A 26,969-nucleotide genomic window follows, 5' to 3' on the forward strand; every position below is an offset into this window, starting at 1 on the left:
CCGCCGGCATGTGAAGCCCGTGATTCGCTTGCTGACGCTCGCTCATGCGGTGATCCCTTCCCCGGAACCATTGTCCACCGTCGCGGCTGCCTCGGCAGACTCCGCAGCCTTGCGCGACTCGTGATAGGCGAGGATCTGCAGCTCGATGGAGAGGTCGACCTTGCGTACGTCTACACCCGGCGGCACGCTCAGCACGGCGGGCGCGAAGTTGAGGATGCTGGTGATGCCGGCCGCGACCATCGCGTCGGCGACGTCTTGGGCGGCGGGCGCCGGCACCGAGATGACCCCGATCGAGACCTGCTCGGCCGCGACGATCCGGGCCAGGTCGGCGAACGGACGGACGTCGAGCCCGGCGACCTCCTGGCCCTGCATCTGTGTGGCCGCGTCCAGGAGCGCGACGGTGCGGAAGCCACGGCTGCTGAAGCCGGAGAAGTTTGCCAGCGCCTGGCCGAGGTTTCCGATACCGACGATGATGACCGGCCAGTCGTGGGTCACGCCGATCTCGCGGGCGATCTGGTAGCTCAGGTAGTCGACGTCGTAGCCGACCCCACGAGTGCCGTAGGAGCCCAGGTAGGAGAGGTCCTTGCGCAGCTTGGCGGAGTTGACGCCGGCGGCCGTCGCGAGCTCCTCGGATGAGCAGGAGGCGATGTTGCGCTCGGCGAGCGAGGTCAGGGCCCGGAGGTAGACCGGGAGCCGGGCGACAGTCGCCTCGGGAATGTCCCGGTGGGGGTCGTGAGCACCGCTGCCCTCACCCGTGTTCATGCTCCGTGCCGTCACGCTCTGCTCTTTCAATGCCGGCGCCACAGGCGGGGGCTTTTTAGCCCGGGATCGCCATGCGGCTCCGCCACCATACGGAGTTTGTGACCGCGAGAACAAACTCGCAGACCGTTGGCTAGCACACGTCCCTGGGGAGTTGGCAGAGGGGGGTTGTTCAGGGTAATGGGCCGATCGACAGTTATTCTGGGGAGCGCGCCAGCGCTGACCTCAGCCGCACCTCGGAGACACGCCAGAAGTCGTGCTGCTTCCCGTCGACGTACGTCACCGGGACCTCGTTCGTGAAGCGCTCGCGCAGCTCCTCGTCGGTGTCGATGTCCACCTCGGTGTAGTCGTCCCCGACCACGCTCTCGACCACGAGCCGAGCCTCGTCGCACAGATGGCAGCCCTGACGGGAGTAGAAGGTCACACGTGGTTCCACCCGACCATCTTGACACCTGACCCCCATTGAGGTGCCACGACCATTACTGTTGGCGAAATGAGCAGCGCCAGCGACCGCCGCCGCGCCGAGCTGCGGCGAAAAGACCTCAAACGCCGCTCGGCTCTCGCCGGCGAGGCCTCGGCCGCAGCCGCGGAGATCGAGGCCTGGCTCTATCCGACGGGCGGAGACCCGTCGGCGGCAGCCTTCTTCGACGTGGACAACACGATCATGCAGGGCGCGACCATCTTCCATCTGGCCCGCGGCATGCATCGGCGCAAGTTCTTCCGTACGCGGGACATCGCCTCGGCTGCGTACAAGCAGGCGTACTTCCGCGTGGCTGGGGTGGAGGACCCCGCTCACATGGAGTCGGCGCGCTCCTCTGCGCTGTCGTTCATCCGCGGCCACCGTGCCGACGAGGTCGAGAGCCTGATGGAGGAGATCTTCGACGAGGGCATGGCTCACCGGATCTGGCCCGGCACCAGGGCGCTCGCGCAGACCCACATCGACCAGGGCCAGCGCGTGTGGCTGGTGACCGCGGCACCTGTCGAGGCGGCTCGGGTCATCGCCAGGCGGCTCGGGCTGACCGGCGCCCTCGGGACGGTGGCAGCCACCGAGGACGGCGTCTACACCGGCGCGCTCGTCGGCGAGATGCTCCACGGGCCGGCCAAGGCCGAGGCCGTCAAGGCGATCGCCGCCCGGGAAAGCCTCGACCTGTCGCGCTGTGCGGCCTACTCGGACTCCTACAACGACCTGCCCATGCTCTCGTTGGTCGGGCATCCGTGTGCGATCAACCCGGACACGCGCCTTCGCGCCCACGCGCGCGCGAAGGGCTGGCCGATCCGCGACTACCGCACTGGACGCAAGGCCGCTCGGGCCGGCGTGATGACAGCTGCACTGGGCGGCGCGGCCACGGGGGCGATCGCCGTGGCGATCGCACTTCGGGGCAAACGGCAGTGATCCACACCCTCGTTAACGAAATTGCCACCACACGCCGACAGAAGTTCGGCTCTGAACCTGACATCCGGAGGCGCTAACCCGTAAGGTGGCTCTCGCTCAGGGGGAGTCTTCGGGAGGGACCCACATGTCGCGCCGCACCAATGACGTCCGTCGTCGCTTGGATGCGCTGCGCGCTGCGGTCGAGCTCTTGATGAACGAGGGCTATGAACCGGCCTACGCCGGCGTCGCCGGTGCCACTGGCCCGTTCGCCGAGCCCGAGCCTCGCGGCTCGGGTGGCACCCCGGAGATCAAGCCGCAATCCGACAACGAGCCCGACGACGACGCCGAGCTCGCCACGTCCTCGGAGGAGAGCGAGGCCGACCGCACCCGCCTGATCGCGCTGGTCGAGCTGGCCCGTAAGGGCGACAAGGATGCCTTCGGCCTCCTCTACGACCACTACCACGGTGCGGTCTACCGGTTCCTCTTCTATCGGACCCGCTCGACCCAGGTCGCCGAGGACCTCACCTCGGAGACGTTCTTCCGCGCGCTGCGCTCGATGACCGGCTTCCGCTGGCAGGGCAAGGACTTCGGTGCCTGGCTGATGACCATCGCCCGCAACCTGGCCACCGACCACTTCAAGGCGGGGCGTACGCGCCTGGAGATGACCACCGAGGACATGGGCCTGCACGACTCCTCGGCCGACGGTCCGGAGAAGATCGTGATGGCGGGCGTCACCAACGAGATGCTGCTCGGCGCCCTCTCCAAGCTTCCCGACGAACAACGCGACTGCATCATCATGCGTTTCCTCCAAGGGCTGTCGATCGCCGAGACAGCCGCTATCCTCGGACGCAGCGACGGAGCCGTGAAACAGCTCCAGCTACGCGGGATCCGCAACCTCGCCAAGCAGATGCCTGACGGGATCCGCTGATGACTGTGTTCCGCACCACCATGAATGCTCGACCGGTTGCCGTAACCCGCGGCCGGGGCGACTCGTTGTCCGACATGGCTGCACCTTGCGCGCAGCTGTTTCGACGAATCCCTCACTGCCGATACCGAGTAGGAACCCTTCGATGAGCCCGGCATTCCCGGCGCGAAAGCGTGCCGACGAGTTCGACCGAATGGTCGCGGCCTGTGCCGCGACGGATCGGCGTGCCTCGCAGTCTGCCGATGAGCTTCGCGATCTGGCAGTCTTCGCTTCGTCGCTCTCCACTCTCAGCGACTCGACTGCGCCCAGTCGCGACTTCTCCGTCTCACTGCGAGAGCGTCTGATGGAGGCCGCCGACACCGAGCTCGTGCCGGCGCCGCGGACCGAGAAGACCGTCGAGCGCAAGCTCACCGTCAGCCCGGTGAGGCCCCGCCGCCAGCGCAAGCTGGCCGTCGCCTTCGCCGCGATGGCGATCGTCGGTGGCACCGCAGGCGCTGCGGCCGCGTCCCAGACCGCTCTTCCGGGCGACTCGCTCTACCCGGTGAAGCGGGCTGTGGAGAACGTCTCCGCGGGCTTCACCGTCAGCACCCAGGCGCGTGGCATCCGGATCCTCGAGGATGCCGGGACCCGTCTTCGTGAGGCCGAGTCGTTGGTCGCCGACGCGCCGATGACCGACTCCGAGCGGGTGACCTCGACGCTCGAGACCTTCTCGCGCCAGGCCGCCCGCGGATCCGACCTGCTGATCAGCGACTTCGAGCAGTCCCAGGACAACGAATCGCTCGCCCAGCTGCGGACGTTCGCGGCCGATGGCGTCGAGAAGCTTGCCGCCCTGGGCCCGCAGGTCCCGGAGCGCGCAGAGCCCGCGGTCTCCGACGCCGCCCAGACTCTCGTGCTGATCGACCAGGCCGCAGCGCAGCTCTGCCCCACCTGTGGTGGCGGCATCACCGAGCTTCCGGCGACGCTGGTCTCCAGTCTCACCTCCGACATCGACGGGCTGCTTCCGGCAGACACTGTCGTCGAGGCCGAGGCGCTGCCGCCGCTCACCCAGGACGAGAACGCCCTCGACCTCCCCTCCATCGACCCCGACAAGATCGGTCCCGGGTCGGTGACCGACCCCGAGGGCGAGAAGAAGGACCCGGAGCAACCCTCCGAGGCCCCCGACGAGGACGGCAGCATCCTGCCGACCCCGACCCCCTCCGAGGACGGTCCGACCACCGAGGACCCCGCGCCTCAGCCCGACACCGGCACCGTGACAGGCCCCGTCACCGGCCTGGTCACCGGTGTCACCGGCCTGGTGGGCGACGTTCTCGCCGGCGCCACCGGCCTCCTCCTCCCCTGACCAACGCCCGCCGAGACGTCAGTTTCTGACGTCTCGGCGAGAGTGGGTCAGCCGAAGACGGAGGCGCGCTCGCCCAGCAGGCGGTAGAGGGTCTGCTGGATCGTCTCGCGCACTTGGTCGGTGACGTTGAAGACCAGCATCGGGTCGTCGGCCTCTGCCGGGTCGTACGCATCGGTGCGGATCGGCTCGCCGAACTCGATGAGCCACTTCGACGGGAGCGGGATGAGTCCCAGCGGCCCGAGAAGCGGGAAGAAGGGCGTGATCGGCAGGTAAGGGACGCCGAGGACCTTGGCGAGGGCCGGGATGTTGCCGACCAGCGGGTAGATCTCCTCGGCGCCGACGACGGAGAGCGGCACGATCGGGACGCCGGTGCGCAGCGCGGAGGAGACGAAGCCGCCGCGGCCGAAGCGCTGTAGCTTGTAGCGCTCGCTGTAGGGCTTGCCGATGCCCTTGAAGCCCTCGGGCCATACGCCGACGAGCTCACCGCCGCGCAGCATCCGCTCGGCGTCCTCGCTGCAGGCCAGGGTGGCCCCCGCCTTGCGGGCGATGTTGCCGATGATCGGCATCCGGAAGACCAGGTCGGCTCCGAGCGGGCGCAGGTCACGCCCGAGCTCATCGTTGATCGAGACCATCGTCATCAGGCCGTCCATCGGGATCGTTCCCGAGTGGTTGGAGACGATCAGCGCGCCGCCGTCGGTGGGGATGTTCTCGATCCCTCGCACCTCGACCCGGAACCACTTCTCCTTGATCGGGCGCAGCACGGCAAGCATGAAGCGTTGAGTGAGCTCGCGGTCGAACCCGTATTCGTCGACCGAGTATTGGCCCGAGATCCGGCGCCGCAGGAACACGATGAACCGAGCGAGCTGCGCTTCCCACTCGGGGCCGAAGACCTCTTTGGCGGCGCTCTCCAGGGCCGCGGCCCAGTCGGACGCCGGGATCGCCCGCAGCGGGTGGCGATCGCGCGTCGTGGTGCCGGTGGAACCCTGGGCGGCGGACTCGGTCACCGGGGCACTCCTGTCAGTCGGCTCTCCAATGTAGCCAGCGCACGGTCGGCACGACTGACGGTCGGTCTCACGCTGTCGGCGAACTCCCGGACCGTGTCCGCGGTGGTGAACCGCGGTTCGAAGCCCAACATGGAGCGCATCCTCGTCGTGTCGACACCGCGGCCGTAGGTCAGCAGCGCTCTCAGCTCGGCGGGGTATTCGCCGCCGCCGAACCTCGCCAGCCCGAAGACCGGCTCAGGGATCGGCACGCTCATCCGCTGCAGCCGCCTGGCGACCTGAGAATGGGTCAGTACGCCGTCGCCGGCGACGTTGAACGTCCCGGGCACCCCGGTGCGTACGGCATGCTCGAGGACGCCGTAGAGATCCTGCTCGTGCAGGAACTGCAGGCGTGGGTCGTAGCCGAGCACGTTGGGCACGACGGCGCGCCGAAAGTGAGCCGCGATCGGGCTGTGCACGTTCGGCCCGAGGAGGTTGGCACAGCGCAGCACCGTGACGGCCACGTCCGGGCGACGACGGGCGAAGCCGCGTACGTAGGACTCGATGTCGGCCACGTCGCGGGCATAGCCGGAGGACGGGGTGCGCCGCGGCTCCATCGACTCGGTGAACATCGCCGGATCGCGGCTGCTCGCCCCGTAGACCTGGGTCGTCGACTTGACCACGACCTGGCGCAGGGACGGCGCGGTCTGACAGGCCGCGAGGAGCTGCATCGTCCCGATGACGTTGAGCTCCTTCATCGTCGAACGACCCCCGGTGGTGCCGGGGGTCGCGATGACGCTGAGGTGGACGACGGTGTCGACCTCCTCCTTGGCGATCACCTTGGCGATCACCGGGTTGCGGATGTCGGCTCGGACGAATCCGACCTTGCCGATGTCCCCGCGAGGCGGGGCGACATCGACGCCGATCACTCGCTCGACGTTGGGGTGGCGGGCGGCAGCGCGCGCAAAGCGGCGACCGAGGTCACGCGAGACCCCGGTGACCAAAAGGACCCGGCCGGGTCCGGTGCGTTCCGCCACCTACGCCACGTACGTCACTTGCCGAGCTTGCGGCGCTGGACGCGAGTCTTCTTGAGCAGCTTGCGGTGCTTCTTCTTCGCCATGCGCTTGCGACGCTTCTTGATGACAGAACCCACGGGGAACCCTTCACGATCGTTGCAGAGAATGCCGGCCCGGTGCCGACGCGGCCACTCGCCGCAGCGAGCGGCAAACAGACCTAGGGGGTAAGACTAACGAAGCCAGGGCGCCCAGAGAGAATCGGTGACCTGATGGGACGGGGTGTTGCCCCCGCGCCCATCATGCCTGGGCGCGGGGTCCGACAACTAGCCCGCGTTGTAGAACGAGCTCTTGAGGTACTCGTTCGCGTCGTCCTCCCGAACCCGGAAGGAGCGACCGACGCGCACCGCAGGCAGCTCGCCCGAGTGAACCAACCGGTAGACCGTCATCTTGGAGACGCGCATCATCGACGCAACCTCGGCAACGGTCAGGAACTTGCTGTCAGAGATGTCTCCAGAAGGAGTAACCATCTGCTTCCACCGTTCTCTCTCGAGTGACCGCGACGCCAGAGGCTTCCCCACCTCTGGTCCAAAAACGCGGTCCCAAAGTGAGAATAGAGCCTGATGTGACTCGTGGGGAAGGGGACACCCCTACGAATCTCACATACTACCGGCGTGTCGAGTTGCTTTTGGGCGCGACGAACCGCCGGTTTCTAGACCGTCTAGAAACCGGGGACTACGGCATCGGGTCGAGCCCGTGCAGCGGGAACACAGCTGTGCGAGTCGCGTGGACCTGCCGGTCCAGCCACGTGCCGGGGTCGTATCCGCTCCCCCAGTCGCGGTAGGCCGGTTCACGCCCGTCCGTCATACGCAACGGTGCGACCCTCCCGAGGCGCGTCTGCACGTGCTCGCGCCAGCCACCTGGCACATCGAGCGTCGGCTCCAAGGGATCACCCGACACTAGCGCAAGGAGATGCGTCCACGCGCGGGGCACGACGTCGACCACCGCATAACCGCCGCCGCCGAAGGCGACCCACTTGCCCGCAGACACCTCGTGGGCGAGGTCGTGGAGCGCGACGTACGTCGCACGCTGCCCGTCCACACTGAGGGCCAGGTCGGCGAGGGGATCGTCGGTGTGCGAGTCGCAGCCCTGCTGGGTCACCAGGATCTCCGGCTGGAACTCACGGACCAAGTCGGGCACGACGGCGTGGAAGGCACGAAGCCAACCGTGGTCCGCGGTGCCGGGTGGGAGCGCGACGTTGACCGCGCTTCCCTCGGCGTCCGGCCCGCCGACCTCCTCGGCGAAGCCCGTCCCCGGGAAGAGCAGCTGTCCGGTCTCGTGGAGCGAGATCGTCAGCACCCGCGGGTCGTTCCAGAAAGCCCGCTCGACGCCGTCGCCGTGGTGCACGTCCACGTCTACGTAGGCGACCTTCTTCACGCCTTGGTCGAGGAGCCACTGGATGCCGGCGGCGACGTCGTTGTAGATGCAGAAACCGGCGGCGCGGCCACGCATCGCATGGTGCAGGCCACCCATGAGGTTGGCGCTGTGCAGGCTCTCCCCGGAGTAGACCTGACGGCAGGCCTCGATGCTCGCGCCGACGATATGGGCACTGGCGTCGTGGATGTGCGGAAAGACCGGGTCGTCCTCCGTACCGAGACCGTGGGCGACATCCGCGTCACCGCTGCGGCCGGCCTTGATCACCGCCTCGATGTAGCTCTCGTCGTGGATGGTGAGCAGCTGCTCCGGGGTGCCCATCGGCGCCTCGACGACCTTCAGACGGTCGAGGATGCCGAGCTCGTCGGCCAGCCGCATCGTCAGGTCGACCCGGATCGGCGCCATCGGGTGGGTCGGGCCGAAGTCGTAGTCGGCGAGGCTGGCATCGAAGACGACCGACGAGTGCCCCTGGCAGGGGTTCGGCCATGTGGTCGGCGGAGTCGTCATGGGCCACACGGTATCCGTGGGATGTGCGACACTGGAGAGGTGTTCAGCATTCGTTCCACTCAGTGGTGGTCCGCCTCCTAGGCGGTCCACCCAATTGTTGAGCACTCACATCAGGCCGCCCGCGGGCGGCCTGATCGATTGTGATCGTCGCTGACCCGTGGGCCTCACCACCCGAAAGGTCCACCATGACCAGGCGACTCTCCCTCATCACTCCCTCTGGCCGACTCACGCTCGGCAACCACCTCGGCGCGCTGCGGCCGATGGCGGCCTCGGCCGACTCGGACGCCTTCTATGGGCTCTCCGACCTGCACGCACTGACGCTGCCGCACGAACCGTCGGTGCTGCGTACGCGGACGGAGGAGATGGCTCTCCTCCTGATGGCATCCGGGCTCGAACCGGCCGCGTTGTTCATCCAGTCCCACGTCCCCGCACACCGGTCGCTCAGCTATCTGCTGGAGTGCGTCGCGCACACCGGTGAGCTGGGACGGATGATCCAGTTCAAGGAGAAGTCGCGCCGTGTCGGCGCATCAGTACGCGCCTCGCTGTTCACCTATCCGGTGCTGATGGCGGCCGACATCCTGCTCTACGGCGCGACCGAGGTGCCGGTCGGTGACGACCAGCGCCAGCACGTCGAGCTCGCCCGCGACATCGCGGTGCGGTTCAACACGACGTACGGCCGGGTCTTCTCGGTCCCTCAGGCGGTGCATCCGGAGGCCGGGGCCCGTGTCATGGACCTGGCCGATCCCACCCGCAAGATGTCGAAGTCGGCCGGCGACGCGCATCCCGGATCGATCTTCCTGCTCGACGACCCCGATGTCGTACGCCGCAAGGTCGCTCGCGCGGTCACCGACTCCGCCGGCGTCGTCGCCCGAGACGAGGAACGGCCGGGGGTCACCAACCTGATCGACATCCTCGAGGCCTGCGGCGGGTCAGCTGCGGGGTTGTCGACCTATGGCGCGCTGAAGGCCGCTGTCACCGACGCGGTCGTCGCCGAGCTCGAGCCGATCCAGAAGCGCTACCGCGAGCTCGCCGCCGACCGGACGTACGTGACGGAGGTGTACGCCGCCGGAGCAGCCAGGTGCCGGGAGGTGACCGCCCCGGTCCTGGCCGCCGCGGAGGCGGCGATCGGCTTGGCCTGAGGGTCCGCTGCGCCCGCTGTAACACGTCGTTCGTAGAACTTCTCGCCCGTTATAAAAGGCGAGTAGTCCTACGAACGACGTGTTACAGCGGCCAGGGGCGGCCTAGATCCGCACCTCCGCCAGGTCTCCGACCCGCGCACCCTGCGGGCGCAGGTAGACGGTGAAGGTGACCAATGCGCAGACGGCGTAGAAGATCGTGAAGGCGATGAACGCCGACTTGGTGGCGTCGAGGGGGTTGTCGACCCAGGGGCTGTTGAAGGCGATCGGGATGAGGAATCCGCCGATCGCACCGACCGCGCCGATGATCCCGACCGCGGCGGAGGACTTCTTGGTCGCGCCGACCAGCGCGGTCTCGCGCTCGGCCGTGCCCGGCGTGGTGGCCATCTCGGCCTCACGGCGGAAGATCGACGGGATCATCTTGTAGGTCGACCCGTTGCCGATGCCGGTGGCGGCGAAGACCAGCATGAAGAAGCCCAGGAAGGCCGGGAACCACGACTGGTTGTCGAACGCGATCGCGGGAGTGGCGTCCGGGTTCGGGGTCAGCTGCATCAACGTCCACAGCACCGCGAGGGTGAACACGACCATCCCGATGAACGCACCGAGCGTGACCTTCGCGCCGCCCCAGCGGTCGGCCAGCCAGCCACCCAGCGGCCGGGTCGCGGAGCCGATCAGCGCGCCGAGGAAGGCGAAGTAGGCGAAGTAGATGCCGGTGCCCAGCGGCGCGGGCTCGGGCACCCAGAAGTTGAGCTTGATCAGCAGCGGCATCGCGGCGGAGTAGCCGATGAAGGAGCCGAAAGTGCCGATGTAGAGGAACGACATGATCCAGGTCTGCTTCGACTTCACGACCGAGAGCTGCTCCCTCGGGGAGGACTTTGCGTCAGTGATGTTGTCCATGAAGAAGTACGCTGCGATCACGCCCAGGATGGCCAGGCCGGCGTAGACGAGCGCGGCCCGCTCGAGGTGGATGCCACCCTCGGAGGCCTTCACCAGACCGAAGATTCCGGCGCCGCCGACGATCACCGGCAGCAGGAACTGGATGAGCGCGACGCCGACGTTGCCGCCGGCTGCGTTGAGCCCGAGCGCCGCGCCCTTCTTGGCGGAGGGGTAGAAGAAGTTGATGTTCGACATCGAGGAGGCGAAGTTGCCGCCGCCGAGTCCCGCGGTTGCAGCGATCATGCAGAAGACCCAGTAGGGGGTGGACGGCTGGGTGACGGCGTACGCGAAGCCGAGGGTCGGCACCAGCAACAGGCCGGCCGACATCATCGTCCAGTTGCGCCCGCCGAACTTCGGCACCGCAAGGGTGTAGGGCACCCGCAGCAGCGAGCCGACCAGGTTCGGGATGGCGATCAGGAAGAAGAGCTGCCCCGGGGTGAAGTCGAAGCCCTGGGCGACCAGGAATGCCGAGGACACCGACCAGATCAGCCAGACCGAGAATCCGAGGTGCTCGGAGAAGATCGACCAGATCAGGTTGCGGCGGGCGGTCCTCGCCCCGGTCTCCTCCCAGAAGGTGGCGTCCTCCGGACGCCAGTCGTCGATCCAGTAACGGCGGCTCATGGCGGGCTCCTCAGGTGGGGCGATCAGCGAGATACCGACCACGATCGCCAGCCCAGGTTTCAACGGCCGCCGACCCTCGCGTGCGAGCCCGTCAACTTCCGCTCACGGCCTCACAGGGCTCACGACCTCACCGGTACGCCGCGCGGCGGGCGGCCCATGCCGCCCGCCGCGTACGTCTTCCGGATCCGCAGACCTCAGCCGAGGTAGCGCTCCCACGGCCCGGTGATGGCCAGGGTGTAGCCCGGGTCCTGCATGTTGACGAAGAGGACCTTGCCGTCGGGCGAGAAGCAGGGTCCGCAGAACTCGGAGTCGTTGAGGTCGTTGCGGGCGATGGCGTACGCCGGACCGCCGGGGAACGCGCCGAGCACGTGCGAGGCGCCGCTGCCGTCCTCGGCGAGGACCAGCGAGCCCCACGGCGTGACGGTGACGTTGTCGGGGCCGTCGAAGGTGAGGTCACTGAACCGAGGGGCCGGGGCGTCGTCCTCGGACTGGGTCTGGTGAGGGAAGTACGTCACCAGCTGGATCGTCTCGGCCTTGTAGTCGTAGAACCAGACCATGCCGTCGTGCGGCGACGCGTCGGCAGGCATGTCGCCTTCCTCCCACGCGTAGGAGTTGACCACGTAGACACCCTCGTCGGTGCCCCAAACGCCCTCGAACTTACGGCCCCGGGTGACCTCGCCGTCGGCGAACTGCTCGCGGCACGGCGTCTCCTGGGCGTCGCGCTCGGGGACCGTCTTCCACTTCACCGGAAAGGGCTGCCCCATCTGCGCGGACGTCAGGTACGCCACGTCCGGCAGCACCGAGCCGTCGGGGAGGATGATCTGCATCGCGGCGAGCGTGCCGGCGTCGTCGGCCAGCGACGTGAGCGCGCCCGGGCCGAGCCTCGTCCCGGCCGGAGCGGTCCAGCGGTAGAAGAGCCCGTTCGGCTCGTCGGCGTCCTCGGACAGGTAGACCTTGGTCCGGGTCTTGTCGATCGCGAGCGCCTCGTGGTCGTAGCGGCCGAACGCCTTGATCGGGCGCGGGTCGGCCGAGCCGTCGGCCCAGACCTCGAAGACGTAGCCGTGGTCCTTCTCGTAGACGCCCTTGGTCCCGTCCTCGCCCTCCCACTCCTCGCCGGCGTCGTTGACGGTCTCCTCGCAGGTCAGCCAGGTCCCCCACGGCGTCGGGCCGCCGGCGCAGTTGGTGGAGGTGCCGGAGATCGCGACGAACTCACCGAAGTTGGCGCCGCCCGCGTCGGTGGTGATCACCGTGCAGCCGCCCGACGGCGCGCCCGGGTCGTAGACGGTGCCCTCGACGAGCGGCACCGGGATGCCCTCGCCGGGCTCGATCTCGTGATTCTGGATCAGCGTGTAGCGCCCACGCCGACCACCGAGCACCATCATCCCGTCGTGGTTCGACGGCGTCTTCTGACCCGTCCTAAGAGTCGTCTCCCCGGCGGAAGTGACGATGGCGTACGCGAATCCCTCGGCCAGCGCGAGGATCCCCTTGGGGTCGTCGACGAGCGGCGGGAACGGCTCGCGGGCGCGCTTGCGTCCGGGGGTGCCGGGCCGCGCCGGTTTCGCCTCGGCCAGAGCGGGAACGGCGCCGGCGACGGCAAGGCCGACCCCGGCCGCGGCTCCTCCAGTGAGCAGGGAGCGTCGAGTTGCGGACATGGGTGGTACTCCTCGGAGCTTGGTAGGGATCCCGAGACAGGTCTCAGCCCCACTCAAGCCAGCCCGCAACACCTGCAGGCCCGCCCGAGATGAACCTCAGGCGACAGCACCGTGAAACGTACGCCAGCGGATCAGGCCGCAGCCTTCAGTCGGGCGCTGCACGCAACGAGGACGAGCATCCCCACCGTCGCGGCGCCGAACATGCCGGCCAGGCCGACACCCCGGGTGGAGCCGGAGCTCCCGCCTTCCCACGCGAACCCACACCTGCAGCACATCAGTTGCCGGCGGCCCCCCGCCGTACGCGAGAGAACCCGGATCTCCTCGTCTTCGGTGCACATGGCACACATAGCCGAAGCCATCGAGTGAACTCCTCGCACTTCTACATGAACAGAATCTGTACAACGCTGTCCAGGGTGACACAATCGCGGGCTCGTCCCCCAGTTGAGCACGACCTGTGTCTGAACTGTGAAGATGCTATTGACCAGCCGAAACGTCGTTCGTGTTGGCGACGCCGTAGGGGATGTGCACCCCGGCGATCGATCCGACCGCGGGGTCCAGGTGGGTCGTCTGGTCGTCGAAGAAGATCAGTGGGCGCAGCACCTCGAGCACCCGCACCTTCTCCACACCTCCCAGGAAGAAGGCCTCGTTGACGTAGACGTCCCAGGACTGCAGAGACCGGATCGCCCGCTCGTGAGCCGGGGCGCCTCGGGCGGTGACCAGCGCGATCCGCAGCCGGGGCTCGTAGTCCGGATCCTCCAGGCGGCGCTGCTCCTCGATCTGCTGGATCCGATTGAGATCACGTAGCAGCGGCTGCAGCGGTCCGGGCTCGAGCGGCTCGGCCTTGCGGCTCGTCTCGTGTGCCCGGTACCTCTCCATCCCCTCCTCGCGGTAGACCCGCTCGGAGCGGTCGTCGGCGAGCACACCGTCGAAGTCGAAGGCGACGACGACGGAGCGGTCGGTCTCGTCGTACGTCGCGGCCGACGGCAGCACCTGGCCGGCCGGGAAGCCCTCCTGGATCGCGGCGATCACATCCGACTGGTTGCCGCTGAGGAACAGCGACATGTCGAGCGCGCCGATGTAACGGTGGGGAGAGCGCCCCTGAGTGAAGATCGCGCGGGTCATCGGCAGGTCGTGGTGCTCGATCGAGCGCATGACCCGCAGCCCGGTGTTCGGGTCGTTGCGCGAGACCACGATCACCTCGACGAGACCGTCGTCGGCGTCGGCGGCCAGGTCGTTGAGGCTCAGCAGCCGCTTGATGAACGGGAACGCGACGCCGGGCGGGAGCGACTCGTCGATGCGTTCGTCCTGGTAGCGGCGGTAGGCCTCCTCGCCGTGCTCGCGGAAGTAGGCGTCCGACTCGGTCAGGTCGAAGAGCGCGCTCGACGCGATCCCGACCACCAACCGGTCCCTCAGTTCGTATCCCACGCGTCGCAACCTACAGCCGATAAATCGATAAATCGTGTGCGTTCCGACTCCGGGCCCGCCTACCGTGGCCGGCATGCAGCAGCGACCGCGCCCGTGAACGCACACGGGTTGTGGGGAAGCGGCTATCCCTCCTGGGCCGGGTCCAGGCGATCGCGGGTTCGAGTCCCGCCAACCCGACGGAGACGTCAGTCCGCGTTGGTGACGCGGAGGAACTCCTGGACGTCGAAGACGGCGCGGAAGAGGCCGGCGCCCTTGGGGAGCATGGGTGCGACCTCGGCGTAGGGGACGATCCGCGGGTCGGTGACGCGGTGGTCGACACCGTCGTAGACGATCGTGGCCGAGTTGGCGGCCAGGACGTTCTGGGCCCAGTCGACCTTCGACGTGTAGGGCAGATTGATGACGAAGCCGTCGGGGGTCGGGAACGGCGTGACCGGGGTGGCGTACTCCCGTCCGCTCGTGCGACCGACGTGGAGGACGACGCCGTTGGTGGCGCCTTCGCCGCCGGCGGTCTTCAGCGCCTCGGAGGCGAACCGCTTGGAGAAGGCGCGGATGCGGTCCTGCAGCCACGGCGACTTGTTGCGCATGCCGATCACGAAGGCGGCACCCGCACCAGCCGCACCGACAGCCAGGACGCCCGGGATCACTCGACTCAATCGCATGCCGCAAACCTACCTGGCGCCCCAGCGCGGGCCTGGGTGACAGATACCGTGGGCGCCGTCACACTGGAACTCTCGGATCTCGACAGAGTTGACGGACCAGACAGGCTCGACCACCGAGGAGGGACGGATGCGGCGCTGGAAGCGTACCCATCTGGGCACAGAGGCCGACCGGGCGACCTTCCGCACCCTCCACAACGCGTCCTTGGCGACCCCTGCCCTGCGTGGCGGTCTGACCGTGGACAGCGCCGAGCGCGCCGCCCCTCATCTCCAGGCGCTCCTGGCCGCTCCGGCGCTCGCGATCACCGACACCGACGGCCTGCTCGCCTGGGAGGGCATCGGCACCCACCACCAGGAGCAGGTGACCAAGCTGGCCGAGGGAACGCTGGAGCACGGCGCGACCCGGTTCTACGACCGGGTCGACCTGGAGTGCGGTCAGGCCGGCTGCCCGCTGCACACCGCCGTGGTCAGCCCGCTGGTCGTCGAGGACCACCTCGTCGGCACGCTGCAGGTCTACGCCCCGAACACCTCCGCGATGATGGTCCGCGCCGCCGACGAGGTGGCGAGCTGGGTCTCCGGCCAGCTCGAGCTCGCCGAGCTCGACGCGTCGCGGCGGCGGCTGATGGAGGCCGAGGTGCGCGCGCTGCGCGCCCAGATCAGCCCCCACTTCATCTACAACTCTCTGGGTGCGATCGCCAGCTTCGTACGCACCGATCCGGAGCGCGCGCGGGAGCTGCTGCTCGAGTTCGCCGACTTCACCCGCTACTCCTTCCGCACCCACGGCGAATACACGACGCTGTCCGAGGAGCTGCGGTCCGTGGAGCGCTACCTGCTCCTCGAGCAGGCCCGTTTCGGCGACCGCCTCAGCGTGAGGCTCTCGGTCGCGCCCGAGGTGCTGCCGATCGCGGTCCCCTTCCTCAGCCTCCAGCCGCTCGTCGAGAACGCCGTACGCCACGGCCTCGCCGACGCCGAGACGGGTCACATCTCCATCAAGGCCGCCGACCGAGGCTCCGAGTGCTTGATCGAGGTCGAGGACGACGGTGCGGGCGAGGACCCCGAGAAGGTACGCCGCGCCCTGGCCGGCATCTCGACAGGAACCAGCGGCAGCAACGACTCGATCGGGCTCGGCAACGTCGACGCCCGGCTCCGCAACGCCTACGGGGACGACTACGGTCTCGTGGTCGAGACCGCCCCCGGCGCCGGCACTAAGGTCGTGCTGCGGATCCCGAAGTTCGCCCCAGGAGTGCACCCATGAGCGAGCGCAAGCGAGCGACCATCAAGAGCCACATGTCGCCGGGTCCGTATTCTTGCGCTTGCGCTACGGAGGTGGCGACATGACCGTGTCCTCGAACGGCCGTACGGCGTACACCACCGGTCAGCGCCGCCAGGGCGCTCCCGGCGGGTGGCTGCGGGTGCTCGTCGTCGACGACGAGCCGCCGGCGGCCGACGAGCTCTCCTACCTGCTGCGGCAGGACCCGCGGGTCGCCGACGTGCGCACCTGTCTCTCCGCCACCGACGGGCTGCAGCAGCTGCAGGAGTCGACCGTCGACGCGGTCTTCCTCGACATCCAGATGCCTGGTCTCAACGGTCTCGAGCTGGCCGGCCTCCTGGCGCGTTTCAAGACACCGCCCGCGGTCGTCTTCGTGACCGCACACGAGGAGCACGCGCTGGAGGCCTTCGACCTGCGTGCCGTCGACTACGTGCTCAAGCCGGTGCGCGCCGAGCGCCTGGCCGAGACGGTCACCCGCCTGGAGGGCAGCGTGCCCGAGGAGGAGCCCAGTGGCGACCTGCAGATTCCGGTGGAGCTCGGTGGGGTGACCCGGTTCGTCTGGCGCAGCCAGATCAGCCACGTCGAGGCTCAGGGCGACTACGCGCGCCTGCACACCGGCGAGGGGTCCCACCTGGTCCGGGTGCCGCTGACGCAGCTCGAGCAGGAGTGGGCGCCCGCGAAGTTCGTACGCATCCACCGCTCCCTCCTCGTCAACCTCGCCCACGTGACAGAGGTGCGGTCCGAGGCAGGGCGGTGCTCGGTCGTCGTCGGCGGTGCCGCCCGGGGCACCGAGCTGCAGGTCAGTCGGCGGCACACCCGCCAGCTGAAGGATCTCCTCGCCAGACGCTCGGGTGCATGAGCGAGCGCCAGCGAGCGACCACAGGCCTCAGGCCGCCGGGTCCGTATCCTTGCCTTTACTGGACGGATCCGGCGGGATGAGCGAGCGCCAGCGAGCGACCACAGGCCTCAGGCTGCCGGGTCCGTATCCTTGCCTTTACTGGACGGATCCGGCGGGATGAGCGAGCAGCAACGCGTACGCGTCACCGGACCGCCACGCCGACGCCGGATCCCCCGTGGCCAGTCACCCGGCGAGTCCGACCGGCTCGGCGAGATCTACCTCGGGTCGCTGATGCGCGACCAGCTCGTCTCGGCCGCCATCACCCTGGTGCTGCTCACCATCGGGATCGGGTCGCTGCCGCTGGTCTTCTGGCTCTTTCCCGGCCTGGCGAGCATCGCGCCGCTGGGCATACCGCTGCCGTGGATCCTGCTCGGCGTCCTGGTCTATCCGTTCCTCGTCCTGCTCGGCTGGCTCTACGTTCGCCGCGCCGAGCGCAGCGAGGCGGCGTTCGCCGAGCTGAACCACAAGCACGATCAGGTGTATCCCGAGGACGACGAATGAGCCTCGACTCCGCTCCGGCGATCATCGCGGTCGTTCTGGTCTCGCTGGCGACCCTGACGATCGGCACCTGGGGCCTGCGGTTCAGCCGGACCACGAGCGACTTCTACGTCGCCTCGCGCACGGTCCGGCCGGGGCTGAACGCCAGCGCCATCGGCGGGGAGTACCTCTCCGCGGCATCGTTCCTCGGCATTGCCGGCCTGGTGCTCGTCGAGGGCGCCGAGATGCTCTGGTACCCGATCGGGTGGACGGCCGGCTACCTCGTGCTGCTGGTCCTGGTGGCCGCGCCGCTGCGGCGCTCGGGGGCGTACACCCTCCCGGACTTCGCCGAGGCGCGGCTGGGCTCACGGCAGGTGCGGGCGATGTGCGCGCTGCTCGTGGTCGCGATCGGGTGGCTCTACCTGCTCCCGCAGCTGCAGGGCGCGGGGATCACCCTCCGGCTCATCGCCGATGCGCCGCAGTGGGTCGGCCCGGTCCTGGTCGGCGGGGTCGTACTGGTCAACGTCTTCGCCGGCGGGATGCGATCGATCACCTTCGTGCAGGCGTTCCAGTACTGGCTGAAGCTCACCGCCCTGCTGATCCCGGCAGCGGTGCTGCTGGTGGTCTGGGGCAACGACGGCGCGCCCCGCACCGTCCGGCCGATCGAGTGGTCGCTCCCGCTCGGCACCGGCGGCGTTGAGGGCCTCTACCTCACCTACTCGCTGATCCTGGCCACCTTCCTCGGCACCATGGGCCTGCCCCACGTGGGCGTGCGGTTCTACACCAACCCCGACGGGCGCGCGGCGCGGCGTACGACGCTGTCGGTCCTGGTGCTGCTCGGCATCTTCTACCTGCTGCCGCCGATCTACGGGGCCCTGGGAAGTGTCTACGGCGCCACCCCGAAGCACGCCGACACGCTCGTGCTCGTGCTGCCTCGGTTGATGGTCGACGGGATCGTGGGCGAGCTGCTCACCGGGCTGCTGTGCGCCGGCGCGTTCGCCGCCTTCCTGTCGACCTCCTCGGGCCTCGCGATCGCGGTCTCCGGCGTGGTCAGCCAGGACGTGGTCACGCCGTTGCTGCGCCGCTACGGCCATGGGATCGGCGGGGTGGCCGCGTTCCGGATCGCGTCGGTGATCGCGGTCGCGATCCCGTGCGTGGTCGCGCTGCTCACCCCGGGGGTCGGGGTGGCCAGAGGCGTGGCGCTCGCGTTCGCGATGGCTGCCTCGACCTTCTGCCCGCTCCTGATCCTCGGCATCTGGTGGCGCCGGCTCACCGCGCCGGGGGCGACCGCCGGGCTCACCGTCGGCTTCCTCGGCACCACGGTCGCGGTCGTGTGGACCCTGGCCGGCTGGGAGAGCGGAAGCTGGTGGGACGCGGCTCTGGCGCGGCCCGCTGCCTGGTCGGTGCCGCTGGCCTTCGCGACGATGATCCTGGTCAGCCTCTCCACCGGCGACCGGGTCCCGGCCCACACGACCCGCCTTCTCGTACGCCTGCACACCCCCGAGCCCACCAGCTCGGGCGTGCGCTGATCACTCCTGCGGAGGCAGGTACAACCGGTACGCCGCCAGCGCAGCGAGCACGCCACCGGTGAAGACGAGCACCAGCCCCGGCCCCGGCATCCAGCCGCCGAACCCGACGAGCCGGAGCAGGTGGACGAGCTGCCACACCGGTAGCGCCAACGCGACCGCCGCCATGATCCCGGCTTGGACCGCGCAGACCCGCCGCCACTTCAGCACCAGGGCAGCGACACCGAGCATGCCTCCGTAGAAGGTCCACAGCCCAGCGCCCTGAGCACCGGAGACACTGCCGACCGGGGTGTAGACCCATGGCACGAACGATCCGAGCAGGACGAAGGCGACCGCAAGCCCGAGCCGGCGCTTGGCAGGCTCGGCGCGACGCCTGGTCGACACTGCGGTGGGGGTGGCGGGGCTCATGCCACCTGACGATAGAGGTCCGGCGGCGATCGCGGGAGGTGGATCACTCGCCATCCGCCCCTGTACGCGCGCGACGAACGGTCCGTCCGACACGACGAACGGTCGCAGATCTGCCGAAATCCGGTGTGACCGATGTCACTAGCCGCGCTCATGACCGCTTATCGAGAGATGCGCGCCGCTGGCCGCAAAGTGCCCTCCGGCCACCGATAGCGCCTTGCGGGTCGACCCCAGAAGTTGCCAATCTCAGCGTGATCGGCGTCACACCCCACAGACGCCTGGACCACTACTGGAGGATCCGCATGGATGAGAATGCGCGCCGGGCCTACTGGCGCCACAATCTAAGACTCATGGCCGTACTACTGGTCATCTGGGCGCTGGTGTCGTTCGGGGCCGGCATCTTCTTCGCCGATGCCCTCAACAACATCGTCATCGCCGGCTTCCCGCTCGGATTCTGGTTCGCCAACCAGGGCTCGATCATCGTCTTCGTGATTCTCATCGCCGTCTACGTGTGGCGCATGGACAAGCTGGACAAGAAGTACGGCATCGACGAGTACGAGGAGGAGGTCCACCACTCATGAGTGACATCCAGCTCTGGACCACGATCTTCGTCGTCGGCACCTTCGCCGTCTACATCTACGTCGCCTACATCAGCCGCGTCAGCGACACCAAGGGCTTCTACGTCGCCGGTGGCGGCATCCCCGCACCGGCCAACGGAGCGGCGATCGCCGCCGACTGGATGAGCGCGGCGTCGTTCATCTCGATGGCCGGCATCATCGCGCTGGCCGGCAACGGCTACGGCGGCACGGCCTACCTCATGGGCTGGACCGGCGGCTACGTGCTGCTGGCGATGCTCCTGGCTCCGTACCTGCGAAAGTTCGGCAAGTACACCGTCCCCGACTTCGTCGGTGACCGCTACAACGAGACGGCCCGGATGGTCGCCGTGGTCTGCGCGATCGTCGTCTCGCTGACGTACGTCACCGGGCAGATGGCCGGTGTCGGCGTCGTCTTCAGCCGCTTCCTCGAGGTGGACACCCGCATCGGCGTCCTGATCGGTATGGCGATCGTCTTCTTCTACGCCGTGCTCGGCGGCATGAAGGGCATCACCTGGACACAGGTGTGCCAGTACTCCGTGCTGATCGTCGCCTACCTCATCCCGGCGTTCGCCGTCTCCCAGAAGCTCACCGGCATCCCGGTGCCGCAGATCGGCTTCGGCCAGATCCTCGGCGAGCTCGAGGCCCTGCAGGCAGAGCTCGGGTTCAGCTCGTACCTGGACGCCTTGGTCGGCTCCTCGCAGATGAACCTGTTCCTGCTGACCGCGACGCTGATGTTCGGCACCGCGGGCCTTCCCCACGTGATCGTCCGCTTCTACACCGCCAAGAACGTACGCGCCGCGCGAGTCTCTGCGCTGTGGGCGCTCTTCTTCATCGCCCTGCTCTACACGACCGCTCCGACCGTGGCGGCCTTCGCGAAGTTCAACATCCTCGGCTCGTCCCAGGCCGGCACCCTTGCCGACCAGAACTGGTTCGAGAAATGGGCATCGGTCGGCCTGATCACCGGCGCCGACGGTGGCGCGATCACCGACGTCAACGGGAACGGTGCCATCGACTTCATGGGGTCGGCGGCCAACGAGGTGCTGATCAACAACGACATCCTCGTCCTCGCCTCACCCGAGATCGGCGGCCTCCCTGCCCCGATCGTCGGCCTGGTGGCGGCGGGCGGCCTGGCCGCGGCGCTCTCCACCGCGTCCGGTCTGCTGCTGGTGATCTCCTCCTCGGTCGCCAACGACGTCTACGCCAAGCGGCTCCGCCCGCAGGCGACCGAGAAGCAGCAGCTGATGGTCGCCCGCGTCGCGATGGGTGTCGCCGTCCTGTTCGCCGGCTACCTCGGCATCAACCCGCCCGGATTCGCCGCGCAGGTCGTCGCTCTGGCGTTCGGCTTCGGAGCCGCGACATTCTTCCCGATCCTGGTGCTCGGCATCTTCTGGAAGAAGTGCACGGCCGCCGGCGCGGCCTCCGGCATGCTGGTCGGCCTGATCGTCACCGCGGCGTACTTCATCTGGACGCTCCCGGCGGAGTCGGCCTGGTTCTTCCTCGGCAAGGACCCGATCTTCGACATCGCTCCGGTGGGCTTCGGCTTCGTCGGCATGATGCTCAACTTCATCGTGACCATCACGGTCTCGCAGTTCACCAAGAAGCCCTCCGCGATCATGCAGGAGCTGGTCGAGGAGATCCGCTACCCCGGGCGTACCGACCTGGTCGCCAAGCACGCCGAGGAGTAGCTCCCCTGCGCACGGCGGCCCGGAACCCCCGCCCGGTCGCCGTGCCCATCCCCACGCCACACTGGAGCCCTAGGTTCTAGTGTGGCGTGGGCCACGTTCAGCCTCATCTCAACCTCAGCTCAGACCCTTGAAGGAGCAACCGTGAGCGACGAGACACTCTCCAACCTGCTGCACGAGAAGCGTCGATTCGAGCCGCCTGCCGAGCTCGCCGCCAACGCCAACGTCAAGGCCGATGCGTACGACTCCGCGGCTGCGGACCGCGACGCCTTCTGGGCGGCCGCCGCAGAGCGGCTCACCTGGTCGAAGCCGTTCGATCGTGTCCTGAACTGGGACAACCCGCCACACGCGTTGTGGTTCGAGGGCGGCGAGATCAACGTGGCCTACAACGCCGTCGACCGTCATGTCGAGGCCGGCCTCGGTGACCGGGTCGCGATCCACTGGGTCGGCGAGCCAGCCGACGACAAGCGGACCATCACCTACGCGGAGCTCAAGGACGAGGTCTCCCGCGCCGCGAACGCCTTCGAGGAGCTGGGGGTCGGCAAGGGCGACCGGGTGGCGATCTACATGCCGATGATCCCCGAGGCCGTCTTCGCGATGCTGGCCTGCGCTCGGATCGGAGCGATCCACACCGTCATCTTCGGTGGCTTCTCCGCCGACGCCCTCGCCACCCGAGTCGTCGACTGCGGTGCGAAGTTGATCGTCACCTCGGACGGCGGCTATCGCCGTGGCGCACCCTCGGCGCTCAAGCCCGCCGTGGACGAGGCGGTCACGAAGGTCGAGGGGACTCAGCCCGGCCTGGTCGAGAACGTGCTCGTGGTCAAGCGCACCGGCCAGGACGTCGACTGGAACGGCTCGGTCGACAAGTGGTGGAGCGACGTCGTCTCGACGGCGTCGACCGAGCACACCCCGGTGGGCCATGACGCCGAGCACCCGCTCTTCGTGATGTACACGTCCGGCACCACGGGGAAGCCGAAGGGGATCCTCCACACCACCGGCGGCTACCTCACCCAGGCGGCCTTCACGCACTGGGAGGTCTTCGACCTCAAGCCGGAGACCGACGTCTACTGGTGCACCGCCGACATCGGCTGGATCACCGGCCACTCCTACATCGTCTACGGCCCGCTGGCCAACGGCGCCACCCAGGTGCTCTACGAAGGCACCCCGGACTTCCCGGAAAAGGGCCGCTGGTGGCAGATCATCGAGGAGTACGGCGTCACGATCTTCTACACGGCGCCGACCGCCATCCGGACGTTCATGAAGCAGGGCCGCGCCATCCCGGACACCCGCGACCTCTCCTCCGTCCGTCTGCTCGGGTCCGTCGGTGAGCCGATCAACCCCGAGGCCTACGTCTGGTACCGCGACGTCATCGGCGGCTCCTCGGTCCCGGTGGTCGACACCTGGTGGCAGACCGAGACCGGCGCGATCATGATCTCGCCGCTGCCCGGGGTCACCCACGGGAAGCCGGGCTCGGCGATGAAGGCCCTGCCAGGCGTGAGCGCCGACGTGGTCGACGATGACGGCGTCCCCGTGCCGAACGGTGGCGGGGGCTATCTGGTGCTGACCCAGCCGTGGCCGTCGATGCTGCGTACGATCTGGGGCGACGACCAGCGCTACATCGACACCTACTGGTCGCGGTTCAAGGACCAGGGTCCGGATCACGAGCGCTGGTACTTCGCCGGTGACGGCGCGAAGAAGGACGAGGACGGCGACGTCTGGGTCCTGGGCCGCGTCGACGACGTGATGAACGTGTCCGGTCACCGGCTCTCCACGACCGAGATCGAGTCGGCCCTGGTCTCGCACCACTACGTCGCCGAGGCGGCGGTCGTGGGTGCGACCGACCCCGACACGGGGCAGGCCGTGGTGGCGTACGTCATCCTACGAGACGGGTCGCCCGAGGACTGCCACAAGGAGCTCTCCGACCACGTCCGCAAGGAGATCGGCCCGATCGCGAAGCCGCGGCAGATCATGATCGTGCCCGAGCTGCCCAAGACTCGCTCGGGGAAGATCATGCGGCGCCTGCTGCGTGACCTCGCCGAGGGTCGCGGCGTCGGGGACACCACGACGCTTGCCGATCAGACGATCATGGATCTGATCGCCGCCGGGAAGACCACCGCGACCGACGACTAGCGCTCAGCTCGCGCCGAGCCGGCGCACACGGACCGCAGCCAGGGCCGTGTCGCGCCGTCTCGGGGCGGGCAGTCAGTGCTTGATGACCACTCCGCGGACCCGTCCCACCCGCTTGCTAGGGTCAAGATCAGGTGTGCCGGGAAGTCTGGTCGGCGTGACTTTCTCGACCCCTTGAGCCTCTGGAGGCCCATCCGTGTCCGACACCCGCAACCGCCTGTTCACCCGAGGCTCGTGGCTGGAGACCTCGCGTACGGCCGAGATCCTGCGCGCCGAGACGACGGGCGGCGTGCTCCTCATCATCGCCGCGATCATCGCGGTCGGCCTCGCCAACAGCCCCTTGCAGGAGGCGTACGAGGCGGTCCGCGACTATCGCATCGGACCGCACGCCCTCCATCTCGATCTGACCATCGGCGCCTGGGCGGCCGACGGGCTGCTGGCCATCTTCTTCTTCGTCGCCGGCCTCGAGCTCAAGCGCGAGTTCGTCTCGGGCGACCTGCGTGACCCGCGACGGGCCGCGCTGCCGATCGCCGCTGCGGTCGGTGGCATGGTCGTGCCGGCTCTGGTCTACCTGATCGTCAACCTGATCGGCAACGGGTCGCTGGCCGGCTGGGCGACCCCGGTGGCCACCGACATCGCCTTCGCGGTCGCGATCCTGGCTGTCATCTCCACCCACCTGCCGGCGGGGCTGCGTACGTTCCTGCTGACTCTCGCCGTCGTCGACGACCTGCTCGGCATCATCATCATCGCGGTCTTCTTCACCTCTGAGCTCCACATCGGCTACCTGTTGCTGGCGTTCGTGCCGATCGGGCTCTTCGCGCTGCTCGTCCAGCGTCGGGTCCGCAGCCCCTGGCTGCTCCTGCCGCTCGCCGCGGTCGCCTGGGCTCTCGTGCACGCAAGCGGCGTCCACGCCACCGTCGCGGGCGTGCTGCTCGGTTTCACCGTTCCGGTGATCGCCCGCGACCCGGAGGCCAAGCGCGGCCTCGCCGAGCACTTCGAGCACCTGGTCCGACCGGTCTCGGCCGGAGTCGCGGTGCCGATCTTCGCGTTCTTCGCCGCCGGCGTCTCCCTCGGCGGTTGGGACGGGGTGACCAGCGCGATGCGCGACCCGATCACGCTCGGCATCATCCTCGGCCTGGTCGTCGGCAAGACCATCGGCATCGCGGGCTCGACATGGCTGCTGTCCCGGTTCACCAAGGCGTCGCTCGACGACGACCTCGCCTGGTGGGACGTGATCGGACTGTCGATGCTGGCAGGCATCGGGTTCACGGTGTCGCTGCTGATCGGTGAGCTGGCCTTCCACTCCGATCCTGGCGCACATGACCACATGAAGGTGGGCGTGCTCTTCGGGTCCGTCCTGGCCGCCGCGCTGGCCACGGTGGTGCTGCGTGCCCGCAACCGGGTCTACTGCCGCATCGAGGAGCTGGAGAAGATCGACGCCAACAAGGACGGCGTGCCGGACGTGTTCGAGGGTGATGAGGGTCGGGACCGGTAAGGTCGGAAAAGTCCTCAACACACGTTTCAGCGAAGGGTTCCCATGGCAGTCGACATCGTGAAGTCCCCGGGTGACGAGGACCCGACGATCGGAAAGCTCGTCGTCGACGCCACCCGCGACATCTCCGAGCTCGTCAACAAGGAGATCACGCTCGCCAAGCAGGAGCTCAAGATCTCGGCGACGAACGCCGGTGTCGGCATCGGTCTCTTCGCCGCCACCGCGTTCCTGCTGGTCCTCGCGGTGATCATGCTCTCCGTCTCGGCGGCCTACTTCATCCACCTCGCCGGCCTCGGCCTCCACTGGGCCTTCCTGATCGTCTTCGCCTTCTACGTCCTCCTAGCCGCCCTGCTCGGCTTCATCGGCGTACGCAAGGTGAAGAAGGTCAAGGCCCCCGAGAAGGCCATCGCCCAGGGCAAGGAGATCCCCCGGGCGCTCAAGGGCCAGTACTGACCCTCCCCGCCGAAACGGTAGTTCTGGCGGCCGAGTCTGTAGTTGTGGTGGACGAGTAGGTAGTTCTGGCGTCCTGGAATGGGCCGATCACTGTCCACAAGCATCTTTCGCGCCGGGGTTATCCACAGCTGGCCGAAACAGCGGTGAATCTCGTACGCCGCGAGCGCACAGTGGCTCGCATGAACCTGTCAGTTGTCGGCGCTGCCTCGGCTCTGCCAGAGCGCCCGTTCACAGCCAGCGAGCTCGACGAGCTCTCCATCAAGAGATACGACCTACGCGTCGCCGTCGAGCGCGGCGACGTCCTCAGACCGTTCCGCGGTGTCTTCATCCCGTCCGGGGTCGAGGACACGGCGGAGACGCGAGCGGCCGCGGTCTCCCGCGTCGTGACTCCGCACCATGTCGTCGCCGACCGCACTGCGGCGTGGATCCATGGGGTCAACACCTACTCGCTCGGTGAACAGGCCCAGGTCCCAGCGGTCGAGACCTGCGCTCGTCGTGGCTACGCACCGACGCGCCTGGACGGGGTCGACGGTCGCTCGCGTGATCTCCTCGATCGGGACATCATGACGATCAACGGCGTCAAGATCACGACACCCCTCCGAACCGCGCTCGACCTCGGCTGCAACCTGAAGCGCCGGGAGGCGATGGCAGCCCTCAACGAGTTCGCCAAGGAGCACAGCGTCACGCGGGCCGCCCTCAACCAGGAGCTGCCCCGCTTCAAAGGCCGACGCGGCGTGGTCCAGCTCCGCGAGCTCATCCCTCTCCTCAACCGCCACGTCGAGTCCCAGCGGGAGTCCTGGACGTTGCTGGCGATCAGCGACGCCGGCCTGCCGCTCCCCGAGACCCAGGTCTGGGTCGAGGTCGACGGCATCCCGACCTATCGCCTCGACTTCGCCTACCGTCTCGCCAAGGTCGTGATCGAGTACGACGGCGAGGAGCACGACGACCCGGACCAACGGGCCTACGACGAGGAGCGACGCGGTTGGCTGGTCGACCACGGCTGGATCGTCATCATCGTGCGTCGCGGTGACTTCACCGGCGATCGCCTCGACGCCTGGCTCCGGGAGGTCAAGGAAGCCCTCATCCCGACGTACTCCTCCCGACGGTTCTGACCGACGCTTCCGCAGCTGTCCCCCGCCGCCGAGTCGGTAGTTATGGCGCGTCGAGTCGGTAGATCTTGCGGGCCGAATCTGTAGTTGTTCAACGTTGTCCTCGTCGCGTACGTATCGGCTTCTGTACGCCCCGAAAGCTGACCGATGACCGCGTCCACGGTCTCGATGGGCCCGGC

The 26,969-nt window shown here is 68.3% G+C and carries 27 protein-coding genes and 1 tRNA gene; 15 read left to right on the forward strand and 13 right to left on the reverse strand.

What is annotated here, in order from left to right; all coding sequences use genetic code 11:
* Nucleotides 1-42 precede the first annotated feature (42 nt).
* On the reverse strand, nucleotides 43-762 hold the full coding sequence (locus ABZZ22_RS18250) for a redox-sensing transcriptional repressor Rex (protein WP_354933922.1): 720 nt from the start codon (nucleotides 760-762) through the stop codon (nucleotides 43-45).
* A gap of 193 nt (nucleotides 763-955) precedes the next feature.
* The gene (locus ABZZ22_RS18255; protein WP_354933874.1) at nucleotides 956-1,195 is read right to left on the reverse strand and encodes a glutaredoxin family protein; all 240 of its coding nucleotides are present in this window, start codon (nucleotides 1,193-1,195) and stop codon (nucleotides 956-958) included.
* Nucleotides 1,196-1,252: 57 nt separating this feature from the next.
* Here ABZZ22_RS18255 and ABZZ22_RS18260 point away from each other — a divergent pair, with 57 nt between their 5' ends.
* The 3 genes from ABZZ22_RS18260 to ABZZ22_RS18270 all read left to right on the forward strand — a co-directional run bounded on the left by ABZZ22_RS18260 (nucleotide 1,253) and on the right by ABZZ22_RS18270 (nucleotide 4,395).
* Entirely contained in the window at nucleotides 1,253-2,152 is a 900-nt protein-coding gene (locus ABZZ22_RS18260; RefSeq protein ID WP_292644673.1) for an HAD-IB family hydrolase, read from the forward strand.
* Nucleotides 2,153-2,276: 124 nt separating this feature from the next.
* Nucleotides 2,277-3,059, forward strand: coding sequence for a sigma-70 family RNA polymerase sigma factor (locus tag ABZZ22_RS18265; RefSeq protein ID WP_354933877.1), 783 nt, complete (start codon nucleotides 2,277-2,279; stop codon nucleotides 3,057-3,059).
* Between the two features lie 142 nt (nucleotides 3,060-3,201).
* Nucleotides 3,202-4,395 (forward strand): DUF5667 domain-containing protein, encoded by a 1,194-nt coding sequence (locus tag ABZZ22_RS18270; RefSeq protein WP_354933879.1) that lies wholly within the window; start codon nucleotides 3,202-3,204, stop codon nucleotides 4,393-4,395.
* 47 nt (nucleotides 4,396-4,442) lie between these two features.
* On the opposite strand, the gene ABZZ22_RS18275 is transcribed toward ABZZ22_RS18270, so the two are convergent.
* The 5 genes from ABZZ22_RS18275 to ABZZ22_RS18295 all read right to left on the reverse strand — a co-directional run bounded on the left by ABZZ22_RS18275 (nucleotide 4,443) and on the right by ABZZ22_RS18295 (nucleotide 8,329).
* The gene (locus tag ABZZ22_RS18275) at nucleotides 4,443-5,399 is read right to left on the reverse strand and encodes a lysophospholipid acyltransferase family protein (RefSeq protein WP_354933881.1); all 957 of its coding nucleotides are present in this window, start codon (nucleotides 5,397-5,399) and stop codon (nucleotides 4,443-4,445) included.
* Entirely contained in the window at nucleotides 5,396-6,412 is a 1,017-nt protein-coding gene (locus ABZZ22_RS18280; protein ID WP_354933883.1) for an NAD-dependent epimerase/dehydratase family protein, read from the reverse strand. The genes ABZZ22_RS18275 and ABZZ22_RS18280 overlap by 4 nt, the downstream gene beginning before the upstream one ends.
* Before the next feature lie 14 nt (nucleotides 6,413-6,426).
* Nucleotides 6,427-6,528, reverse strand: coding sequence for an AURKAIP1/COX24 domain-containing protein (locus tag ABZZ22_RS18285; RefSeq protein ID WP_008356322.1), 102 nt, complete (start codon nucleotides 6,526-6,528; stop codon nucleotides 6,427-6,429).
* 186 nt (nucleotides 6,529-6,714) lie between these two features.
* Complete coding sequence (locus ABZZ22_RS18290; RefSeq protein WP_008356311.1) at nucleotides 6,715-6,918, reverse strand: helix-turn-helix domain-containing protein; 204 nt, start codon at nucleotides 6,916-6,918, stop codon at nucleotides 6,715-6,717.
* Between the two features lie 205 nt (nucleotides 6,919-7,123).
* Nucleotides 7,124-8,329, reverse strand: coding sequence for an acetoin utilization protein AcuC (locus ABZZ22_RS18295; protein ID WP_354933888.1), 1,206 nt, complete (start codon nucleotides 8,327-8,329; stop codon nucleotides 7,124-7,126).
* 185 nt (nucleotides 8,330-8,514) lie between these two features.
* Here ABZZ22_RS18295 and trpS point away from each other — a divergent pair, with 185 nt between their 5' ends.
* Nucleotides 8,515-9,468, forward strand: a complete 954-nt coding sequence (gene trpS, locus ABZZ22_RS18300) for a tryptophan--tRNA ligase (protein WP_354933890.1) — start codon at nucleotides 8,515-8,517, stop codon at nucleotides 9,466-9,468.
* Between the two features lie 102 nt (nucleotides 9,469-9,570).
* Here trpS and ABZZ22_RS18305 read toward each other — a convergent pair whose 3' ends face one another.
* The 4 genes from ABZZ22_RS18305 to ABZZ22_RS18320 all read right to left on the reverse strand — a co-directional run bounded on the left by ABZZ22_RS18305 (nucleotide 9,571) and on the right by ABZZ22_RS18320 (nucleotide 14,099).
* Entirely contained in the window at nucleotides 9,571-11,022 is a 1,452-nt protein-coding gene (locus tag ABZZ22_RS18305; RefSeq protein ID WP_354933892.1) for an MFS transporter, read from the reverse strand.
* A 194-nt stretch (nucleotides 11,023-11,216) separates the two neighbouring features.
* Nucleotides 11,217-12,674, reverse strand: a complete 1,458-nt coding sequence (locus ABZZ22_RS18310; RefSeq protein WP_354933894.1) for an alkaline phosphatase PhoX — start codon at nucleotides 12,672-12,674, stop codon at nucleotides 11,217-11,219.
* A gap of 131 nt (nucleotides 12,675-12,805) precedes the next feature.
* The gene (locus tag ABZZ22_RS18315) at nucleotides 12,806-13,033 is read right to left on the reverse strand and encodes a hypothetical protein (protein ID WP_354933896.1); all 228 of its coding nucleotides are present in this window, start codon (nucleotides 13,031-13,033) and stop codon (nucleotides 12,806-12,808) included.
* A gap of 115 nt (nucleotides 13,034-13,148) precedes the next feature.
* The gene (locus ABZZ22_RS18320) at nucleotides 13,149-14,099 is read right to left on the reverse strand and encodes a 5'-nucleotidase (protein ID WP_354933898.1); all 951 of its coding nucleotides are present in this window, start codon (nucleotides 14,097-14,099) and stop codon (nucleotides 13,149-13,151) included.
* 104 nt (nucleotides 14,100-14,203) lie between these two features.
* Here ABZZ22_RS18320 and ABZZ22_RS18325 point away from each other — a divergent pair.
* Nucleotides 14,204-14,276: transfer RNA gene (locus ABZZ22_RS18325), tRNA-Pro, on the forward strand.
* Nucleotides 14,277-14,284: 8 nt separating this feature from the next.
* Here the strand turns inward: ABZZ22_RS18325 and ABZZ22_RS18330 are convergent.
* On the reverse strand, nucleotides 14,285-14,758 hold the full coding sequence (locus ABZZ22_RS18330) for a hypothetical protein (protein ID WP_354933900.1): 474 nt from the start codon (nucleotides 14,756-14,758) through the stop codon (nucleotides 14,285-14,287).
* A gap of 88 nt (nucleotides 14,759-14,846) precedes the next feature.
* On the opposite strand from ABZZ22_RS18330, the gene ABZZ22_RS18335 reads away from it, so the two are divergent.
* The 4 genes from ABZZ22_RS18335 to ABZZ22_RS18350 all read left to right on the forward strand — a co-directional run bounded on the left by ABZZ22_RS18335 (nucleotide 14,847) and on the right by ABZZ22_RS18350 (nucleotide 18,929).
* Nucleotides 14,847-16,010 (forward strand): histidine kinase, encoded by a 1,164-nt coding sequence (locus ABZZ22_RS18335; RefSeq protein WP_354933902.1) that lies wholly within the window; start codon nucleotides 14,847-14,849, stop codon nucleotides 16,008-16,010.
* Between the two features lie 79 nt (nucleotides 16,011-16,089).
* A complete protein-coding gene (locus ABZZ22_RS18340; protein ID WP_354933904.1) occupies nucleotides 16,090-16,884 on the forward strand; it encodes a LytTR family DNA-binding domain-containing protein in 795 nt (264 codons plus the stop codon).
* A 156-nt stretch (nucleotides 16,885-17,040) separates the two neighbouring features.
* Entirely contained in the window at nucleotides 17,041-17,424 is a 384-nt protein-coding gene (locus tag ABZZ22_RS18345; protein WP_354933906.1) for a hypothetical protein, read from the forward strand.
* The gene (locus ABZZ22_RS18350; RefSeq protein WP_354933908.1) at nucleotides 17,421-18,929 is read left to right on the forward strand and encodes a cation acetate symporter; all 1,509 of its coding nucleotides are present in this window, start codon (nucleotides 17,421-17,423) and stop codon (nucleotides 18,927-18,929) included. Before ABZZ22_RS18345 ends, ABZZ22_RS18350 begins: the two co-directional genes overlap by 4 nt.
* Here the strand turns inward: ABZZ22_RS18350 and ABZZ22_RS18355 are convergent, their stop codons facing one another.
* Entirely contained in the window at nucleotides 18,930-19,334 is a 405-nt protein-coding gene (locus ABZZ22_RS18355) for a hypothetical protein (protein WP_354933910.1), read from the reverse strand. It abuts the gene before it with no gap.
* 299 nt (nucleotides 19,335-19,633) lie between these two features.
* Between ABZZ22_RS18355 and ABZZ22_RS18360 the strand changes: the two genes are divergently transcribed.
* The 6 genes from ABZZ22_RS18360 (at nucleotide 19,634) to ABZZ22_RS18385 (ending at nucleotide 26,793) form a co-directional block, all read left to right on the forward strand.
* Nucleotides 19,634-19,912, forward strand: a complete 279-nt coding sequence (locus ABZZ22_RS18360; protein WP_292644718.1) for a DUF4212 domain-containing protein — start codon at nucleotides 19,634-19,636, stop codon at nucleotides 19,910-19,912.
* Nucleotides 19,909-21,612, forward strand: a complete 1,704-nt coding sequence (locus ABZZ22_RS18365) for a sodium:solute symporter family protein (RefSeq protein WP_354933912.1) — start codon at nucleotides 19,909-19,911, stop codon at nucleotides 21,610-21,612. The genes ABZZ22_RS18360 and ABZZ22_RS18365 overlap by 4 nt, the downstream gene beginning before the upstream one ends.
* 141 nt (nucleotides 21,613-21,753) lie before the next feature.
* Nucleotides 21,754-23,739, forward strand: coding sequence for an acetate--CoA ligase (gene acs, locus ABZZ22_RS18370; RefSeq protein ID WP_354933914.1), 1,986 nt, complete (start codon nucleotides 21,754-21,756; stop codon nucleotides 23,737-23,739).
* 193 nt (nucleotides 23,740-23,932) lie between these two features.
* Complete coding sequence (gene nhaA / locus ABZZ22_RS18375; protein ID WP_354933916.1) at nucleotides 23,933-25,231, forward strand: Na+/H+ antiporter NhaA; 1,299 nt, start codon at nucleotides 23,933-23,935, stop codon at nucleotides 25,229-25,231.
* A 42-nt stretch (nucleotides 25,232-25,273) separates the two neighbouring features.
* Nucleotides 25,274-25,681: a phage holin family protein gene (locus ABZZ22_RS18380; RefSeq protein WP_354933918.1), complete on the forward strand. Its 408-nt coding sequence runs from the start codon at nucleotides 25,274-25,276 to the stop codon at nucleotides 25,679-25,681.
* Nucleotides 25,682-25,860: 179 nt separating this feature from the next.
* Entirely contained in the window at nucleotides 25,861-26,793 is a 933-nt protein-coding gene (locus ABZZ22_RS18385) for a DUF559 domain-containing protein (protein ID WP_354933920.1), read from the forward strand.
* The last annotated feature ends 176 nt before the right edge of the window (nucleotides 26,794-26,969 follow it).

This window comes from Nocardioides sp. NPDC006273 (assembly GCF_040613495.1).
GTDB lineage: Bacteria > Actinomycetota > Actinomycetes > Propionibacteriales > Nocardioidaceae > Nocardioides.